The 16393-nt window shown below is 74.9% G+C and carries 20 protein-coding genes and 2 pseudogenes; 7 read left to right on the top strand and 15 right to left on the bottom strand.

The window, feature by feature from the left end; translation table 11 throughout:
• From VKK44_RS00230 to VKK44_RS00225, 3 genes and pseudogenes are all read left to right on the top strand, one after another.
• The gene (locus tag VKK44_RS00230; protein WP_343444776.1) at positions 1–489 is read left to right on the top strand and encodes a hypothetical protein; all 489 of its coding nucleotides are present in this window, start codon (positions 1–3) and stop codon (positions 487–489) included.
• Positions 490–528: 39 nt separating this feature from the next.
• Positions 529–1110 (top strand): annotated as a pseudogene (locus VKK44_RS30915) (AAA family ATPase); the annotation flags it as partial.
• Positions 1111–1281: 171 nt separating this feature from the next.
• Positions 1282–2844, top strand: a pseudogene (locus VKK44_RS00225) (AAA family ATPase); the annotation flags it as partial.
• Positions 2845–2860: 16 nt separating this feature from the next.
• On the opposite strand, the gene VKK44_RS00220 reads toward VKK44_RS00225, so the two are convergent.
• The 11 genes from VKK44_RS00220 to VKK44_RS00170 form a co-directional block, all read right to left on the bottom strand.
• The gene (locus tag VKK44_RS00220; RefSeq protein ID WP_343444773.1) at positions 2861–3214 is read right to left on the bottom strand and encodes a gas vesicle protein K; all 354 of its coding nucleotides are present in this window, start codon (positions 3212–3214) and stop codon (positions 2861–2863) included.
• Positions 3215–3281: 67 nt separating this feature from the next.
• The gene (locus VKK44_RS00215; protein ID WP_343444772.1) at positions 3282–3521 is read right to left on the bottom strand and encodes a gas vesicle protein; all 240 of its coding nucleotides are present in this window, start codon (positions 3519–3521) and stop codon (positions 3282–3284) included.
• Positions 3512–4297: a GvpL/GvpF family gas vesicle protein gene (locus VKK44_RS00210; RefSeq protein WP_343444771.1), complete on the bottom strand. Its 786-nt coding sequence runs from the start codon at positions 4295–4297 to the stop codon at positions 3512–3514. The genes VKK44_RS00215 and VKK44_RS00210 overlap by 10 nt, the downstream gene beginning before the upstream one ends.
• On the bottom strand, positions 4290–4649 hold the full coding sequence (locus VKK44_RS00205; protein WP_343444770.1) for a gas vesicle protein: 360 nt from the start codon (positions 4647–4649) through the stop codon (positions 4290–4292). Before VKK44_RS00205 ends, VKK44_RS00210 begins: the two co-directional genes overlap by 8 nt.
• A gap of 1 nt (position 4650) precedes the next feature.
• The gene (locus VKK44_RS00200; protein ID WP_343444768.1) at positions 4651–4968 is read right to left on the bottom strand and encodes a gas vesicle protein GvpO; all 318 of its coding nucleotides are present in this window, start codon (positions 4966–4968) and stop codon (positions 4651–4653) included.
• Complete coding sequence (locus VKK44_RS00195) at positions 4965–5303, bottom strand: gas vesicle protein GvpG (RefSeq protein WP_343444767.1); 339 nt, start codon at positions 5301–5303, stop codon at positions 4965–4967. The genes VKK44_RS00200 and VKK44_RS00195 overlap by 4 nt, the downstream gene beginning before the upstream one ends.
• A gap of 3 nt (positions 5304–5306) precedes the next feature.
• On the bottom strand, positions 5307–6062 hold the full coding sequence (locus tag VKK44_RS00190) for a GvpL/GvpF family gas vesicle protein (RefSeq protein ID WP_343444766.1): 756 nt from the start codon (positions 6060–6062) through the stop codon (positions 5307–5309).
• 1 nt (position 6063) lies between these two features.
• A complete protein-coding gene (gene gvpJ / locus VKK44_RS30910) occupies positions 6064–6474 on the bottom strand; it encodes a gas vesicle protein GvpJ (RefSeq protein ID WP_458351588.1) in 411 nt (136 codons plus the stop codon).
• Positions 6471–7634 (bottom strand): SRPBCC family protein, encoded by a 1164-nt coding sequence (locus VKK44_RS00180; protein WP_343444764.1) that lies wholly within the window; start codon positions 7632–7634, stop codon positions 6471–6473. The genes gvpJ and VKK44_RS00180 overlap by 4 nt, the downstream gene beginning before the upstream one ends.
• Positions 7635–7636: 2 nt before the next feature.
• A complete protein-coding gene (locus VKK44_RS00175; RefSeq protein ID WP_343444763.1) occupies positions 7637–8086 on the bottom strand; it encodes a hypothetical protein in 450 nt (149 codons plus the stop codon).
• Positions 8087–8344: 258 nt separating this feature from the next.
• The gene (locus VKK44_RS00170; RefSeq protein ID WP_343444761.1) at positions 8345–8854 is read right to left on the bottom strand and encodes a GNAT family N-acetyltransferase; all 510 of its coding nucleotides are present in this window, start codon (positions 8852–8854) and stop codon (positions 8345–8347) included.
• Positions 8855–9110: 256 nt separating this feature from the next.
• On the opposite strand from VKK44_RS00170, the gene VKK44_RS00165 reads away from it, so the two are divergent.
• A complete protein-coding gene (locus VKK44_RS00165; protein ID WP_343444760.1) occupies positions 9111–9323 on the top strand; it encodes a hypothetical protein in 213 nt (70 codons plus the stop codon).
• Between the two features lie 6 nt (positions 9324–9329).
• On the opposite strand, the gene VKK44_RS00160 is transcribed toward VKK44_RS00165, so the two are convergent.
• The 4 genes from VKK44_RS00160 to VKK44_RS00145 form a co-directional block, all read right to left on the bottom strand.
• Positions 9330–9842, bottom strand: a complete 513-nt coding sequence (locus tag VKK44_RS00160; RefSeq protein WP_343444759.1) for a DUF3263 domain-containing protein — start codon at positions 9840–9842, stop codon at positions 9330–9332.
• A 137-nt stretch (positions 9843–9979) separates the two neighbouring features.
• Entirely contained in the window at positions 9980–10993 is a 1014-nt protein-coding gene (locus VKK44_RS00155; protein ID WP_343444758.1) for an ABC transporter permease subunit, read from the bottom strand.
• A complete protein-coding gene (locus tag VKK44_RS00150) occupies positions 10990–11901 on the bottom strand; it encodes an ATP-binding cassette domain-containing protein (RefSeq protein ID WP_343447970.1) in 912 nt (303 codons plus the stop codon). The genes VKK44_RS00155 and VKK44_RS00150 overlap by 4 nt, the downstream gene beginning before the upstream one ends.
• A 180-nt stretch (positions 11902–12081) precedes the next feature.
• On the bottom strand, positions 12082–12867 hold the full coding sequence (locus VKK44_RS00145; protein WP_107161380.1) for a DeoR/GlpR family DNA-binding transcription regulator: 786 nt from the start codon (positions 12865–12867) through the stop codon (positions 12082–12084).
• 197 nt (positions 12868–13064) lie between these two features.
• On the opposite strand from VKK44_RS00145, the gene VKK44_RS00140 reads away from it, so the two are divergent.
• Genes VKK44_RS00140 through nagA form a run of 3 tightly spaced genes read left to right on the top strand, consistent with a single transcriptional unit; the run spans position 13065 to position 16029 of the window.
• A complete protein-coding gene (locus VKK44_RS00140; protein ID WP_343444757.1) occupies positions 13065–13994 on the top strand; it encodes an SIS domain-containing protein in 930 nt (309 codons plus the stop codon).
• 47 nt (positions 13995–14041) lie between these two features.
• Entirely contained in the window at positions 14042–14923 is an 882-nt protein-coding gene (locus VKK44_RS00135; protein WP_343447968.1) for an ROK family protein, read from the top strand.
• Positions 14920–16029, top strand: coding sequence for an N-acetylglucosamine-6-phosphate deacetylase (gene nagA / locus VKK44_RS00130; RefSeq protein ID WP_343444756.1), 1110 nt, complete (start codon positions 14920–14922; stop codon positions 16027–16029). Before VKK44_RS00135 ends, nagA begins: the two co-directional genes overlap by 4 nt.
• Positions 16030–16393: the final 364 nt, after the last annotated feature.

Here is a 16393-nt window from a genome sequence, read left to right as displayed (position 1 = left end):
ATGAGGGGTGATCTGGACGAGACACTGGCCCGGCTGGCCCGACGCGAGGAGGCGCAGCGCCAACGCGTGCCGCTGCCCGGCGAGCCGGCCGAGGCGGTCGACCGGGGCACGCCCGCCGGGGCCGAACCGGCGGAGGACCGGGCGGGGCACGGCGCGTACCGGCTGCGGGGCGGCTCGGCACCGCCGCGGCGGGACCCGGTCGAGGAGGTCGCCGAGGCGGTCCGGCGGGTGGTCGCCGCGCATCGCGGGCTCGCCGTGACGCTGCGGGTGGAGGTGGGCGTGCAGGCGTACCCGTTGCGGGTCTCCTGGTCGGGGCCGGAGGTGACGGTGGGTCCGGCGTCCGCGCCGACGCCGCCGCCGGCCTGGCCGATTTCGGTGAAGACGGTGGCCGCCCCCGGCCACGACCCGCGGGAGGCCGACCCGGCGGCCCGGCTCGCCGAGCTGATCCGCCGGAACCCCTCGCTCCTGGACGACCCGGGCCCGCGCTGACCCCGACGGGCCGTGGTGTTCGGCGGCTACTGTCGGCGGGTGGCGGAACCCGACCTGACCCTGACCGCGAGCCTGCGGCCGGCCGCGCTGGACGCCCGTCGCGGCGTCGTACGCCTCCACCCCGAGGTGCTGACCGCGTTGGCGCTGCGGCCCGGCGACCCGGTGCGGCTGACCGGCCGCCGGGTGACCGCCGGCATCGCCGCCGCCGCCGACCCGGGCACCAGCAGCGCCCTGCTGTACGCCGACGACCTGCTGCTCGGCAACCTCGGCCTGCGGGCCGGCGGCCAGGTCACGGTGAGCCCGTTGCCCTGCGCCCCGGCGGGCCGCGTCACGCTGGCCGGGCCGGTCGCGGTGACGGCCGCGGTCCCCCCGGAGATGCTGCGGCTCGCGTTGCTGGGCAAGGTGGTCACCGCCGGCGACGACGTCTCGCTGCTGCCCCAGGACGTGCTCCCGGACGCCGCCGTGCGCGGCCTGGTCGAGGCCGCGCGACGCAGCCTCGCCAGCTCCGTCGGGTACGCCTGGACGAGCACGCTGCTCAGCGTGGTGGCGGCCGAGCCGGCCACCGGCGCGCTGGTCACCATGGACACGGTGGTGGCCTGGGAACACGGCCCGGCCACCCACGGCCCCGGTCCGGCCGGTTCGGGCGGCCCCTACGGCTCGGCCGGTTCGGGCGGCTCGGGCGGGTCCGCCGGGTCGGGCGGGTCGGGCGGGTCGGGCGACTCGGGCGGCTCGGGGTCCGCCGGGCCGACCGGCTCGACGACGGCCGGGGGCGACGGCCTGCTCGGGCCCGAGGACGCGCCCGACGTGGACGAGCTGCCCGGCCTGCGCGCCCAGGCCGAGGAGCTGACCGAGCTGCTGGACCTGGGCTTCCACCACCGCGAGGTGCTCGGTCGGCTGGGCACCACGGTCGCGCTCGGGGTGCTGGTCGAGGGTCCTGCCGGCTCGGGCAAGTCGTCGCTGGTCCGTGCCGTCGCGGCCCGGGTCGGTGCCCGGGTCCGCCCGCTGTGGGCACCGGAACTGGCCGCGCTGTCGAACGACGCGGCGGCCCGCCGGCTGCGGGAGGCGGCCGAGGCGGTACGCGCGGGCGGGCCGGCCGTGCTGCTGGTCACCGACGTGGAGGCGCTCGCCCCGGCCGACGACCCGGGCCCGCTGGCCACCGTGTTCCGCCAGGTGGTCGCCGAGACGGTACGGGCCGGCGCGGCGGTGGTCTGCACCACCGGCCGCCCCGAGGCGGTGGACCCGGCGTTACGCGGGCCGGACCTGTTGGCGCTGCGGATCACCGTGCCGCTGCCCGATCCGGCGCTGCGCCGGGAGCAGTTGACCGTGCTGACCCGGCAGGTGCCGCTGGCCGGTGACGTCCGGCTGGACGAGGTGGCGGCGCGTGCCCCCGGTTTCGTCGCCGCGGACCTCGCCGCGCTGGTGCGGGAGGCCGGGGTGCGGGCGGCGCTGCGGCAGAAGACGGCCGAGACGCCGACCGTGGCGATGGCCGACTTCCTCGCCGCGCGGGAGGTGGTCCGGGCCACCACCATGGCCGCGTCCACGCTGGAGCTGGCCTCGGTGACGCTCGACGACGTCGGCGGCCTGCACGAGGTGAAGCAGACGTTGACCGAGTCGGTGCTCTGGCCGCTGACCTATCCGGACACGTTCGCCCGGCTGGGCGTGACGCCGCCGCGCGGGGTGCTGCTCTACGGTCCGCCCGGCTGCGGCAAGACCTACCTGGTCACCGCGCTGGCCGGCTCGGGGCGGGCGAACGTGCTGTCGGTGAAGGGCGCGGAGCTGCTCTCCAAGTGGGTGGGCGAGAGCGAACGCGCCGTCCGTGAGCTGTTCCGTCGGGCCCGCGAGGCGGCACCCACCCTGCTGTTCCTGGACGAGGTGGACGCGCTCGCGCCGGTACGCGGTCAGGCCACCGACGGCGGTACGACCGACCGGGTGGTGGCGGCGTTGCTCACCGAGCTGGACGGGGTGGAGGCGCTGCGCAACGTGGTGGTGGTCGGCGCGACGAACCGGCCGGAGCTGGTCGATCCGGCGCTGCTGCGCCCCGGCCGGCTGGAGCGCCTGGTCTACGTGCCGCCGCCGGACGGGTCGGCCCGCGCGGAGATCCTCCGGGCCACGGCCCGGGACGTCCCGCTCGCGCCGGACGTGGACCTCGACGCGCTCGGCGCGGAGCTGGCCGGCTTCTCCGCCGCCGACTGCGCCGCGCTGATACGGGAGGCGGCGCTGGCCGCGATGCGCGAGTCCCTGACCGCCACCACCGTGACGGCGTCCCACGTGGAGTCGGCCCGCGCCCGCGTCCGCCCCTCCCTGGACCCCACCCAACTGGCCCACCTGGAGTCCTACGCCCAGACCCGCCGCTGACCCCCCGGGGGTGGGATCAGTCGGTGGGGAGGAGGGGACCCAGGGGGCCCAGGTCCAGGTTGAGGTCCTCGGGGGACAGGCCGAAGTACGCGCGGAGCTGGGTCATCTGCTCCTCCAGCGCCATCAGGGTGGTGCCGATCCGCTCGACCTGCTCGTCGGTGAGGTCACCGAGGTCGACCCGGCGCAGCGCCTGCCGTTCCATGAGCTGGCGGAGCAGTTCGACGACGGTGAGCACCAGGCTGGCCAGGCCGCGCTCGACCGAGTCCTGGTCGACGGCGAGCCGGCGGTCCAGCGGCTGGACCCGGGGCGCCCGCCACTGCGGCTCGCCGAGCGCCGCCGCCAGCTCGGCCGCCTCGTCCCGGCCGGTCACGACGCGCCACCGCCGCCCGCTCGGCCGGGCCGGTCACGACGCCCCGCCCCGTCACCGCGACGGCCGGTCACGACGACCCCACCGGCGCGGGCGGGGCGACCGGGTCGGTCGGCGGGGCGAGCGCACCGACGGACGCGATCAGCGCGCGCAGCGAGATCCGCACCAGGTCGACGTCGGCGATGGCCAGCGTGATGTCGCCGCTGACCACCACGCCGGCGGCGAGCACCCGGTCGAGCAGGTCGACCAGGGCCACCGTCCGGTAGCCGGGGTCGTCTGCCGCGCTGGGCGCGAGCGTGGTCACGCCCATGCCGGCGCCGCCTCCGGTTCCGCCACGAAGGAGTACGGCGGCCACGGGCCGGTCAGCTCCAGGCGTACCGCTGGGTGCTCGTCGGCCAACCGACGGGCGGACGCGGCGAAGTCGGGCCACCGGTCCCGGTCGATCAGGTACGCGCCGTTGAGCACCATGGCGGTCGCCGCGCCGGAGAGCCGCCGGTCCTGCGGGGCGTGCCGGTGGGCGGCCACCGCCAACCCGGCGAGCGCGGCGTGCACGGCGGCAGCCGCATCGGCGGCGGCCTGCTGCCCCAGCTCCCGCGCGTTGAGCTGGGCCCGGCGCCGACGCAGGTAGGCGGCCCCGGCGCCGCCACCACCGGCGGGCGCCTCGACGCTCGGCAGGGCGCCGGGCACCACGTACCCCTTGACGCCCCACTCGGTGCGGTCGGCGAGCCGGGCCAGCGTGCCGGACAGTTCGTCGCGCCGCTCGGCCAGCACGCCGGCCACCCGGGCGTCGTCGCGGTGCACGGTGGCGAGCCGGGCCGGCACCACCGCCCCGGCGCGGGCCAGCGCGTCCACCACCGCGTGGTGCGCCCGGGCGGCCCGTTCCAGCCAGGCCAGATCCTCCAGGTTGCGGCGCAGCGCGGTTTCGCCGTACTCGCGCAGTGGCACGTCGCTGACCACGGCGGCCAGACCGGCCCCGGGCACCACGCGCACCGGCGTACCGGCGATGCCCGTCAGGTCGGTCGGACCGCTCCCGTCCGCGACCACACCGTGCAGCCAGACCGCGGTCCCGGCGTCCGGCTCACTCATCACGGTCCCTCCTCGCGGCCCGGGCGGCGACGCGCGGCCGGCGGGACGCCTCGACCTCCTCCGGGTCGCGCGGACCCGGCTCGACCGGCGGGCGGGCCCGGGAGCTGAGCCACGGATCGTGCTCCCACCAGTCGATGCCGATCTGCCGGGCGGTGTCCACCGAGGCGATGACCAGCCGCAGTTTCAACGTCAGCAGCTCGATGTCGAGCAGACTGACCCGGATGTCACCGGCGATGACGATGCCCCGGTCGAGGACCCGTTCCAGGATGTCGCCGAGGTTCGCCGGCTCGTGGCCGGCCGGCAGCACCTGGCCGGAGTTCTGCACCACCGAGGGCTCCCGTGCCGTGCTCATGTCAGCCCCCGTCGCCCTTGCCGCGCTGGTAGCGGCGCGTCCGCCGGTAGCCGAGCAGGCTGCCGGTCATGTCCAGCTCGACCTCGTAGAGCCCGAGCAGGTCGGTCGACGTCGGGATGCGATGGTCCTCGACCACCTCCACCCCGACCAGCCAGCCGTAGTCGGCGGGTTGGATCGAGGTGATCCCGAGCGCGTCCTTGCCGGTCAGCGCCACCACCTGACGCAGCCCCTCGCGGGCCGCCTCGGCGGTGCCGACCGCGTCCTCGTCGTCCTCGTCGAGGTACCGCTCCCGGTCGTCCCGGGCCCGCGCCGACGTCATCGTGGTCCCCCTCGTGGCCGGCGCGGCCCACCGCCGCGATCGGTGGTCGGCCGCCGGCCGGCCGCCGGCCGCCGCGCCGCACCGTCGCGCCGAGCCGGGGTACGGCCGGCAGCCGGCCCGGTCAACCGCTCCAGCACCTGCTGCTGCCCCCGGTCCCGTTCCTCCGGCGTGATCTCGCCGGCGGCGGCGGCCCGGTCCAGCTCCTCCAGCTCCCGCCGGACGGTGACCGGGTTGTGCTGCTGCGACTCCGCCTCCCGGGCGACCACCTTGACGATCGCGGTGAGCCCGCGCACCGGCGCGTACGGCAGCGTGAGCAGCGTCCACAGGATGTCCACGGTTCACTCCACCAGTTGGTGTGCGCTCACGAAGTCGTACGGCGCCAACGGGCCGATCAGGCGCATCCGGATCAGCTCCCGACGCTGCTCGGCGAAGTCCTCCACCGCCCGGATGAACGCGTCCTCGTGGCCGCCCGCGACCAGGAAGGCGACGCGCACGGCGTCCATCTCGTGACTCGGCGGGCGGACCGCGTCCGCCTCCGCGTACCGGCCCACCGCGTCGATCAGGTCGCGGCTCTCGGACTCCCGGCGCAGCTCGACCGCCTGGCTGATCATCTCGCCGAGCCGGATGCGCTGCTCCCGGCTCTGTGCCTCCGGCCGGCCGCGCACCTGGTCGGCGAGCGCGGCGGCGTCGCGGTTGCCGGCCAGCATCCCGCCGATGAACTCCGGCTCGTCGAAGCGGCCGTGCACGGTGTACTGCACCCGGTCCTCGAACTCGTCGAGCGCCGCGGCGAACCGGTCGTGGTGCGCGTCGAGCAGGTCCGCGACCGCGTCCTCGCCGGTCACCACCGTGCCGAACCGCACCGGCAGCACCGGCGCGACCTCCGCCGTGCCGTCCAGCAGCCGCTCGTACGCGGTCAGGTCGGTGGGCCGGCCCAGCGGCTCGTCCAGCCCCACCTCGCTGACCAGCGCGGCCAGTTCGCCGTGCCGGACGGCGCTCACCTCGCCGGGCGGGGAGCCGACCCCCTCGGCGTCGGGGGTCGGCTCCACGTCGGACGGCACGATGCCGTAGATGAACAGCCCGCTGTCCCGGCCCATCTCAGCGCTCCCCGTCCCGCCGGCGCGGCCGGTCCCGCCCGACCTCGCGGTCGCGCGGCGCGTCCACCACCGCGCCGCCGATCCCCCGGGCCGCCTCGCCGACCCCACCGACCGCACCGCCGACCGCACCGGCGACGCCGTCGACCAGGTCGGGCAGCGTCTTCTGGTCCTTCGGCACGATGTTCATCCGGTCGACCGTGTCGGCGAACCGCAGGTACGTCTCGATGCTGGAGATCACCACCCGGGCGTCGATCTCCAGGAGCTGGATCCCGACCACGGCGATCGACACCTGGGCGTCGATCACCACGCCCTTGTCCAGCACGGTCTCCACCACGTCGGCGAGCGCGCCCCCCGCGCCGCCGGCGGTGCGTTCCAGCGCGCTGCCCGGCCGGTCGGCCGTCGCCACGCTCATTCGCCACGCTCCTCACGGCGACGCCGGACGACCGGCCGGCGGGGCGCCTCGGGAGCACGTCGGGCCCGCTCCTCGCGCGGTTCCCGCTCCTCGCGCTGCGGGCGGCGGGCCCGCTCCGGCTGCCGGCGGCGCGGCGGCGGCTGTTCCTCCGCCGGCTCCTCGTCGTACTCCTCGTCGTCGAAGTCGTCGCCGGCGTCGTAGTCGTCGTACTCCTCCTCCTCGACCGGGCGACGGCGCTGCGGCGGACGGCGACGACCACGCTCGGCGGGCCGGCGCTCCTCCTCGGCCCGCTCCTCCGGGCCGCGGCCCGGCTCCGGCTGCTCGCCGCCCTCCTGCTCCTCGCGGAGTGCGGTCTCGTGGTCCTTGACCACCTGGGAGTCCTGGATCTCGCCGCGCCAGCCCTCGACGGAGTCCGGGTCGAGCACGGTCTCGGTCATCACGTGCCGGACGAAGTGCTTCAGCTCCAGCCGGACCCGGCGGCCCTGGGCCCGCCACAGGTTGCCGGTGTGCTCGAAGAGGCCCTGCGGGTGGTACTCCAGCACGACCAGGATGCGGGTCAGCTCCGGGCCGACCTCGTGGAAGCTGACCGTGCCGTCGACCGAACCCTTCTCGCCCTTGGACCGCCAGTGGATGAGCCGGTCCGGGATCTGCCGGACGATCGTCGACTCCCAGGTGCGGTGCGACCAGAGAACCTGCGCCTTCCAGGTCATTTTCTCGTCGGAGTCGTTGTCGGCCTGCTCGACCTTCTTCATGAAGCTCGGGAAGTCGCCGAAGGTGGTCCACTGGTTGTACGCGACCCGGACCGGCACGCCGACCTCGATGGTCTCGACGATGTTGGTGACCTTGAGCTTCTTGCCGCCGCCCTTGCCACCCTTGCCGCCGCCGAACGCCGACATCAGCTTCTCCTTACCGCCGGCCAGGCCGGCATGGAACATGGCCTTCAGCGGGGAGTGGCCGTCGGCGAGCTTCTGCGCGCCGGTGGCCGCGGCGACCAGGCCGGGGCCACCGCCCTGCTTCGCGTACTCGCTGAGCCGCCCGGTGGCGCCGGTGACCCGCTCGGTCACCACCTGCACGGCACGTTCGCCGATCGCGGAGGCGAGGTTGCGCAGTTCGCCGCCGATCTGGTCGCGGGCCCGGTCGGTGAGTCCGGTGGTGGGCATGATCACCGCCCCCGTCGCCGGCGCGCGGGGCCCGGCTGCTCGTCGTCGTCGGCCTCGTCGTCGGCCCCGGGCTGCTCGTCCAGCTCCGGCTCCTCGTCGGGCGCCGAGCGCCGGCCGTCCGCCGACTGCCCGCCGGACCCGGCGGAACGACGGCGCAGCGCGTCGGCGCTGCCGCGCAGCCGGCCGCTGACCGCGTCGATGCCGCTGCCGGCGGCGGCGGTCGCGGCGGCCCGGCCGGCGGTGACCAGCGGCGCGCCGAGCCGGGAGAGGTTGCCCAGTTGGGGGCTCGATCCGAGCAGGCCGGTGGCCATCTGCTTGAGGCCGCCGGGATTCTGGCTGGCCCGGCCGGCAGCCACGGCGGCGGCCAGGGTGAGAGCCGTCCGCAGCTTCCTGCGCCGGCCGAGGACATATCCGAAACCGACCGCCAGGGCGATCCGAGCTCCGCTCTTCATCAGTTCTCCTTCGCTCCCCGGCGGAAGGGACACCTCACGCGTGGAGCAGGCCCGGAAAACGGCTGCCGAGGATCAGCGAAAAAGGGGCCTGCGGCCGGTGTCCCGCATCAGCGGACCCGGCGGGCAGTACCCGCCATGCCACTCGCAAAACATTTTCCCAGCGGAAGGGAAACGCTTCGCAGGAAGGGCGAAAGTTCGCATTGAACCGCGAACGAGCAGGGAGGACGCGCAAACGTTGTCACGCGGCAAGCAGTGGTCTCAGTGGGTCGGCAGGGCCGAATCCAGACACATCCGGGCGGACAGCTTTCCGCCTTCTTCGTGCAATTCCGCGCCGCATTTACGGAGGACGGAAATGGCACCGGCATTGTCCGGCGTCGTATCGGCGACGACCGTACGCATGCCGGCCGCCGCAGCGGCGTGCAGCAGTTCCCGCAGCGCGGCGGCGCCCAACCCCCGACCACGCGCCGACCGGCCCAGCCACATCCCGGTCTCCACCGTCCCCGGCTCGTCACGGCGCGTCATCCGCACCATGCCGACCACCTCACCGCCGGACACGATCGCGTACATCAGCGTGCGGGTCGGGCCGTCCAGGCCACCGAAGCTGGCGCGGTGGAACTCGCGGAACGCGTCCCGGCGGGCCAGTGACCAGCCGGCCGGGGCGTCCACCGCAGGCATGACGTCCTCCGGTTCCGCCTCCGCCGCCGCTACGGAGAGCAACGGTTCCAGGTTCCGCTCGTCCACCGGCTCCAGCCGTACCACACCCGTCACGAGGCGGAGTCTGCCGGCCGCCCCGGCGCGCGTCCACCCCTTTGCGGACTCATTGCCGGTACGGCGGAGCGGGTCGACCGGTCGTACCCCCGGGGCGTTCCGCCTCACGCTGCGTTGTCATCCGACCGGTCCTTCCGGGCGTGAGGGTGCTCACCCTCGAAGGCCTCGACCGCACATCCGGCAACTTTGCGTCACCGCAGCGGCGCTACCGGTAGCGTCGGATGCGACCAATCGGACCGGTGACAGGGGGATCGCCATGTTGGAGCGGTTGCACGAGTCGGGAATCCGCGCGGAACACGCCTATCTCGCCGGGTTCGTCAGCATCGGACTCTCGTTCACGAGCTGGTTCCTGTCCAAGAACCTGGAACGCGCCGGCGTGGCGCGGGCGGACCGCTGGGGCATCTTCATCGGCGAGTGGGCGCCGACGTTCTTCGCCATCGGCAACGGCCTGCGCTCGTACGAGAAGTGAGGCCGGTCAACGCCGCCGGTTGCGGGCCCGCGACGAGCGGAGCCGACGCAGCCGGCCGATCAGCACCGGCTCGGCCGCCAGCGCGGCGGGATGGTCGAGCAGCGCGTTGAGGAGCTGGTAGTAACGGGTCGCGGAGAGGCCGAACGTGTCCCGGATGGCCTGCTCCTTGGCCCCGGCGTGCTTCCACCACCGCGACTCGAAGGCGAGGATCCGCAGCTCCCGCTCGGTGAGCCCGGCGGCCGGCTCCGCCGGAGCGGTCCCGGCGGCGGCATCCATCGACGGTGTGGCCTCGACCGGCGACGCGGGCTCCGTCGACGGGACGGACTCGGCCGGCGACGCGGGCGCGGGCAGCGGCGCGGCCACGGCCGGCGGGACGGGCTCGGCCGGCGGGACCGACTCGGCCGGCGGCGCGGTGCGGGGCGGGGGGACGGCGACACCGGGCGCCGCGCGCGTACCCCCGACCGGTGGTGGTGGGTCGGGCCGCCCGGTGGTGGCCCGGTCCGTGGCGTCGGCGGACATGGTGCTCCTCTCCGACGGCGGCTGACCGGCGCGGGAGACGCGCCGGCGGGAAGACCCCAGCGTAACCAGGGCCGTCCCCGGCCGCATCGCCCCGCGCGGTCCGCGCCGCCGGCGTCCGGCCGGCGGCGCGGAGAGCGTCAGGCGACGTCCCGCCGGCGCATCGTCCAGAACGCGGCGACCAGGGCCGCCACGGCGCCGATGCCGAACACCACTGCCGACTGCTGCCAGGTGACCACGTACTTCGCCGGCTCGCAGGCGCCCCGGGCGAACTCGCAGGTGTCGTAGTCGAACAGCTCCGCCTGCTTCAGGAACCACGACTGGGCGTACGTGGAGAGCACGTAACGGTCACCGAACGGCACCGACAGCACGCCGACCGCGATCCGGATGCCGATCTCGCTGATCGCGAAGAGCGCCACCGCCGCGCCGAGCGCCATCGCGGTGTGCCGGCCCAGCGAGGCGAGCGCGAACGCGACCGCGCCGACCACCAGGATCAGCGCCACGGCGCGCAGCCCGTCCAGCCCGATCGAGCGCCACACCCCGGCGGTCATCTTCGCGGTGGTGCCCCGCTGCGTGCCGATCAGCCAGAACACGGCCGTCCACAACGCGCCGAGCACGACGCTCAGCCCGAGCACGGTGGTGAGCAGCGCGGCCAGCTTGGTACCCAGCACGGCGAGCCGTTTCGGCCGCCAGAGCAGCAGGTTCATCATCCCGCCGGTGTTCCACTCGGCGCCCACGAAGGAGGCGCCGACGATGAACGCGAAGAGCGCCACCGCGCCGGCGAACACGGCGATGAACGTGGGGAACTCGGCCCGGAAGTCGAACTGGTAGGGCAGGTTCCACTTCGGGTCGAACATCTCCGGCTGCGGCTGGAAGTCCTTGCCGCAGTTCGGGCCGTAACGCTCCTCGGTCTGCTCGCCGCGGGCCTGGGCGGCCTCGCACTCGGTGACGCTACGCTTCCACTCCTCGACCGACTTGCGGTACTGCGCATCGGAATCGGCCTGCGCGGCGGCCACCACCTCGGGCGAGAGCTTGTGGCTGGAGAAGCTGAACGCGGTGGCCACGGTGGCGAGCCCGACCACCAGCAGGACGAGCAGCAGGCGGGTGACCCGGCGCTTGGTGAGCCGGCGCAGCTCGGTGACGAACAGGCTCATGCGCCCCAACCTCCTGCGGTGCCGGTCTGGTCGACCTTGGCGGACTGATCGACCTGACGGTTCTGGCCGGGGACCGGCGCGGTGGCGGTCAGTTCGAGGAAGACGCTCTCCAGGTCGACAGCGACCGGGGTGAGCTCGCTGACGTACAGGTCCTGCTCGGCGAGGAGCCGGCTGACCACGGCCGGCTTGTCCACGCCGGACAGCATCAGGTGGTCGGCCTCGGCGGCGACGCGGACCCCGGACCGGGTCAGCGTCTCCTGGGCCCGGGGCAGGTCGGTGACCGCCTCCAGGCGCACCCGCACGGAGCCCTGGGAGTGCGCGGCGAGCACCTGCTCGACCGGCCCGAAGGCGACCCGCCGGCCGAGCGAGATGATGGTGACCGAGTCGCAGATGAGCTGGATCTCGCCGAGGATGTGGCTGGAGAGCACCACGGTCATGCCGGATTCGGCCAGCTCCCGCATGAGCCGGCGCATCTCCCGGATGCCGCCCGGGTCGAGGCCGTTGGCCGGCTCGTCCAGGATCAGCAGCTTGGGGTTCTTGAGCAGCGCGGACGCCACGGCGAGCCGCTGCTTCATGCCGAGCGAGTAGGTCTTCACCCGCTCGCCGGCCCGGTCGCGCAGCCCGACCTGCTCCAGCACCTCGTCGACCCGCTGCTTCGGCAGCTCGCCGGCCTGGGCGAGCAGGCTCAGCGTGTCCCGCGCGGAGAAGTGCGGGAAGAACTGCGGGCTCTCCACGATGGCGCCGACCTGGCCGGCCACCGCCGGCAGCGCCAGCGGCAACTCCTGGCCGAGGATGGCCATCCGGCCGCCGTTGGGCCGGATCAGGCCGAGCAGCGTACGCAGCGTGGTGGTCTTGCCGGAACCGTTGGGGCCGAGGAAGCCGTGCACCTGGCCGGCCTCGACCCGCATGTCGAAGCCGTCGAGCGCGTGGCGGACCCCGCGTTTCCGGCTTCGGTACGTCTTACGGAGACCCTCGATCTCCAGGACAGCCGACACAGCTGACCTCCCCCGATGTAGGTGACAGCGACACCATACGCGGTATGCAGGGGAAGGCAATACCCGGTATGCACAGGGGTCGGCGTGTCACTCTCAGGCGCAGACGACGTGCACACCGGCGTCGCGGAACGCCTGCACCACGTCCGGGGCCGCGCCGGAGTCGGTCACCAGCGTCTCCACCCGGTCCACCGGGCAGATCCGGGCGAACGCGTGCCCGCCCAGCTTCGACGAGTCGGCGATCACCACGACCCGCTTGGCACGGGCCACCATGAGGCTGTTCATGGCCGCCTCCCCCTCGTGGTGCGCGGCGGCGCCGAGCTGCGGGTCGATCGCGTCCACGCCGAGCAGCGCGACGTCCAGGGTGACCTCGCGCAGCAGCGCCCCGCCCAGCGGGCCGACCAGCTCGAACGACTTCGGCCGGACCACACCGCCGGCCACCACCACCTTCATCCGCGACCGCACCAGCAGCTCGTTGGCGATGTTCAGCGCGTTGGTGACCACGGTGAGCTGGGCGCCCTCGGCGCTGGTGTTCAGGTCCGGGCGGACGGCCAGGGCGCGCGCCACCTCGGTGCTGGTGGTGCCGCCGTTCAGGCCGACCACCGTGCCCGGGGAGACCAGTGCGGCGGCGGCGGCGCCGATCCGCTGCTTCTCCGCCGAGTGCTTGGCGGTCTTGTAGCGCAGCGGCAGGTCGTAGGAGACGCCGTTGGCGACCGCGCCACCCCGGGTCCGGGTGATCATCTGCTGCTGGGCGAGCTGGTCGAAGTCCCGCCGGATGGTGGCCTGGGAGACCGCCAGCCGCTCGGCCGCCTCCTCGACGCTGACCCGGCCGCTGTCGGTCAGCATCTCGAGCAGCGCGTTCCAACGCGCGTAGCGGTCCACCGCGGGGCCCTCCCCTGACTGTGCACGTACGGTGATTGGTTGCGTGCACCGTAGTGCGCGAAACTGCGTCTGCGCAAAACCCTGGCCTGCGCGAATGGGGAGACGGTTGCCACGCCCACCCCACTTCGCGCAGAATGACGCGCGAAAGCAGGCCCTATCGCGCTGTATTGCGCAAGGTCTCCCGGCAAGGAGTTGTCATGGCGTACGTGCACGCGGAGATCGCGAGCCAGCCCGACTGCTGGCGCGAGGCGGCCCGGCTCGCGCCGACCGTCGCCGACCACCTGCCGCGCCCCGGCGAGCGGGTCGCCGTGGTCGGCTGCGGCACGTCGTGGTTCATGGCCGCGGCGTACGCCGGGCTGCGCGAGCACGCCGGCCAGGGCGAGACCGACGCCTTCCAGGCCAGCGAGTTCCCCACCGGCCGTCGCTACGACCGGCTCATCGCGATCACCCGCTCCGGCACCACCACCGAGGTGCTCGACCTGCTCGCCGCGCTGCACGGGCGGGTCCCCACCACGGGCCTGGTGGGCGACCCGGCCTCGCCGGCCGTGTCACTGGCCGACGCCACTGTCGCGCTGCCCTTCGCCGACGAGCGCTCGGTGGTGCAGACCCGCTTCGCCACCACCGCGCTCGCGCTGCTCCGCGCCCACCTCGGCGAGGACCTCGGCCGGCTGGCCGCCGACGCCGAGGTGGCCGTCCGGGCCCCGCTGCCGATCGACCCGGCCCGCATCGAGCAGGTCACGTTCCTCGGTCGCGGCTGGACCGTCGGGCTGGCTCAGGAGGCCGCGCTGAAGTGCCGCGAGGCGGCCACGTTCTGGGCCGAGGCGTACCCGGCCATGGACTACCGCCACGGCCCCATCTCGATCGCCGCCCCGGGCCGGCTGGTCTGGGCGTTCGGCGGGATCCCGGACGGGCTGGCCGAGGACGTCGCGGCCACCGGCGCGGCGTTCGTGCACAGCCGTACGCACGGGTGCCGCACGGTGCTGACGAGCTGGGCGGCCGGCCGCAACCCGGTCGACCCGATGGCCGACCTGATCCTGGCCCAGCGGTTCGCCGTGGCGCTGGCCACCAGCCGCGGCCTCGACCCGGACGCGCCCCGCCACCTGACCCGGTCCGTGGTCCTGGCGTGAGGGCGCGCGACGAGGTCGTCGTCGCGCTGGACGTGGGCGGCACCGGGATGAAGTGCGCCCTGGTCCGGCCGGACGGCGCGACAGTGCACACCGAACGGCACGCCACCGGCGCGCAGCGCGGGCCGGACGCCGTGGTCGGCACCGTCCTCGACGTGGCCGAAGGGCTGGCCGACAAGGCCCGCGCCGACGGGCTCACGCCGGTGGCCTGCGGCATCGCCGTGCCCGGGGTGGTCGACGAGGCCGGTGGCGTGGCGGTCTGGTCGGCGAACGTGGGCTTCCGGGACGTACCGCTGCGGGACCTGGCGGTCACCCGTCTGCGCCTGCCCGCGGCGCTCGGCCACGACGTGCGGGTGGGCGGCCTGGCCGAGGCCCGGCTCGGCGCCGGCCGGGACGCCGGCCACGTGCTGTTCGTCGCGATCGGCACCGGCATCGCCGCCGCGCACGTGGTCGACGGGTCGGCCGCCACCGGCGCGCACGGCGCCGCCGGCGAGATCGGCCACATCCTGGTACGCCCCGACGGCCCGCGCTGCGGCTGCGGTCGGGTCGGCTGCCTGGAGGCGGTGGCCTCGGCCTCGGCGATCGGTCGCCGCTACACCGAGCTGGCCGGCGCGCCGGCGACCGCCGCCGAGGTGGCCGACCGCGCGGCGTCCGGTGACCAGCTCGCCGGCGCGGTCTGGCGGGCGGCGGTCGAGGCGCTCGCCGACGGCCTCGCCACCGGGCAGGCGCTGTACGACGTGGCGACCGTGGTGATCGGTGGCGGGCTGGCCCAGGCCGGTCCCCGGCTGTTCGACCCGCTGCGCGAAGCGCTGCGCGAGCGGTTGACCTTCCACCGCGAGCCGCGCCTGGTCGCGGCTGCTCTCGGCGACGAGGCCGGCTGCCTCGGCGCCGCCCTGCTGGCCCTGGACACCCTGGTGAAGGAGAGTCGATGACCCGGCGCGTGACCGGCAAGGTGGTGACCCCGACCGGCGTCATCCGGCAGGGCTGCGTGGAGATCCGGGACGACCGGATCACCGCGGTCGCCGACTACCCGTCGGTACGCGACGGGCACTGGATCGTGCCCGGCTTCGTGGACATGCACACCCACGGCGGCGGCGGGCACACGTTCACCACCGGCGATCCGGACTCCGCCCGGCAGGCCGCCGCGTTCCACCTCGGCCACGGCACCACCACGTTGCTGGCCAGCCTGGTCAGCTCCCCGTTCACGCTGATGCGCGACGCCACCGCCGCGTTCCGGCCGCTGGTCGAGAACGGCGTGCTCGCCGGCCTGCACTTCGAGGGCCCCTACCTGTCGGCCGACCGCTGCGGCGCGCAGAACCCGGAGTTCCTCCGCGACCCGTCCACCGACGAGCTGGCCGAGCTGATCGAGCTGGGCGGCGGCACGGTGCGGATGGTCACGCTGGCGCCCGAGCGGGCGGGTGCGACGGCCGCGATCGAGCTGCTGGTGGCGAACGGCGTGGTGGCGGCCGTCGGGCACACGGACGCCACCTGGGCGCAGACGCGCGCGGCGGTGGCCGCCGGCGCCAGCGTCGGCACCCACCTGTTCAACGGCATGCGCCCGGTGCACCACCGCGAGCCGGGCCCGGTGGTGGCGCTGCTGGAGGCCCCGAACGTGGTCTGTGAGCTGGTCGCCGACGGCGTGCACCTGCACGACGGCATGCTCGGCTTCGCCACCTCGGTGGCCGGCCCGGAGCGGGCCGCCCTGATCACCGACGCGATGGCCGCCGCCGGCATGCCCGACGGCGAGTACGAGCTGGGCGGCCAGGCGGTCACCGTGGCCGGCGGCGAGGCCCGGCTCAGTCGGGACGGCGCCATCGCCGGCAGCACGCTCACCATGGACGCCGCGCTGCGGCACGCGGTCGGCGCGGGCGTCACGCTGCCCGACGCCGTCCGGATGACGGCCACCACCCCGGCCCGCGCGCTCGGGCTGGGCGACCGGGTGGGCGCGCTCCGGGCCGGCCTGCGCGCCGACCTGGTGGTGCTGGACGACGACCTGAACGTGGTCCGGGTGATGCGCGCCGGCGACTGGGTGGAGTGAGCCCGGCAGCGCGAGCCCGGCAGCGCGAGCCCCTCAGCGCGAGCCCGGCAGCGCGAGCCCGGCAGCGTGCCTCGCGGCGGCACGCTGCTGGTCCGCGGGACGTGGCCGGGTGTTCCAGGCGATGCGACACCTCGTCTGCGGCACGCTACAAACTTGATGGCGTAAACGGTTCGCCGGCAATGCTCAGCCGCCTGCCGACCCAACGCCTCGACGGCACGGACCCCCAACGGCACAGACGCCCGACGACACGCACATCCGACGACACGCACGCCCGACGGCACAGACGCCCGACGACACGCACGCCCGACGGCACAGACGCCCGACGACACGCACGCCCGACGGCACAGACGCCCGACGACACGCA

This window comes from Micromonospora sp. DSM 45708 (genome assembly GCF_039566955.1).
GTDB lineage: Bacteria > Actinomycetota > Actinomycetes > Mycobacteriales > Micromonosporaceae > Micromonospora.
Note: the sequence above shows the minus strand (reverse complement) of the source record. Positions and strands in the feature narration are given on the sequence as shown.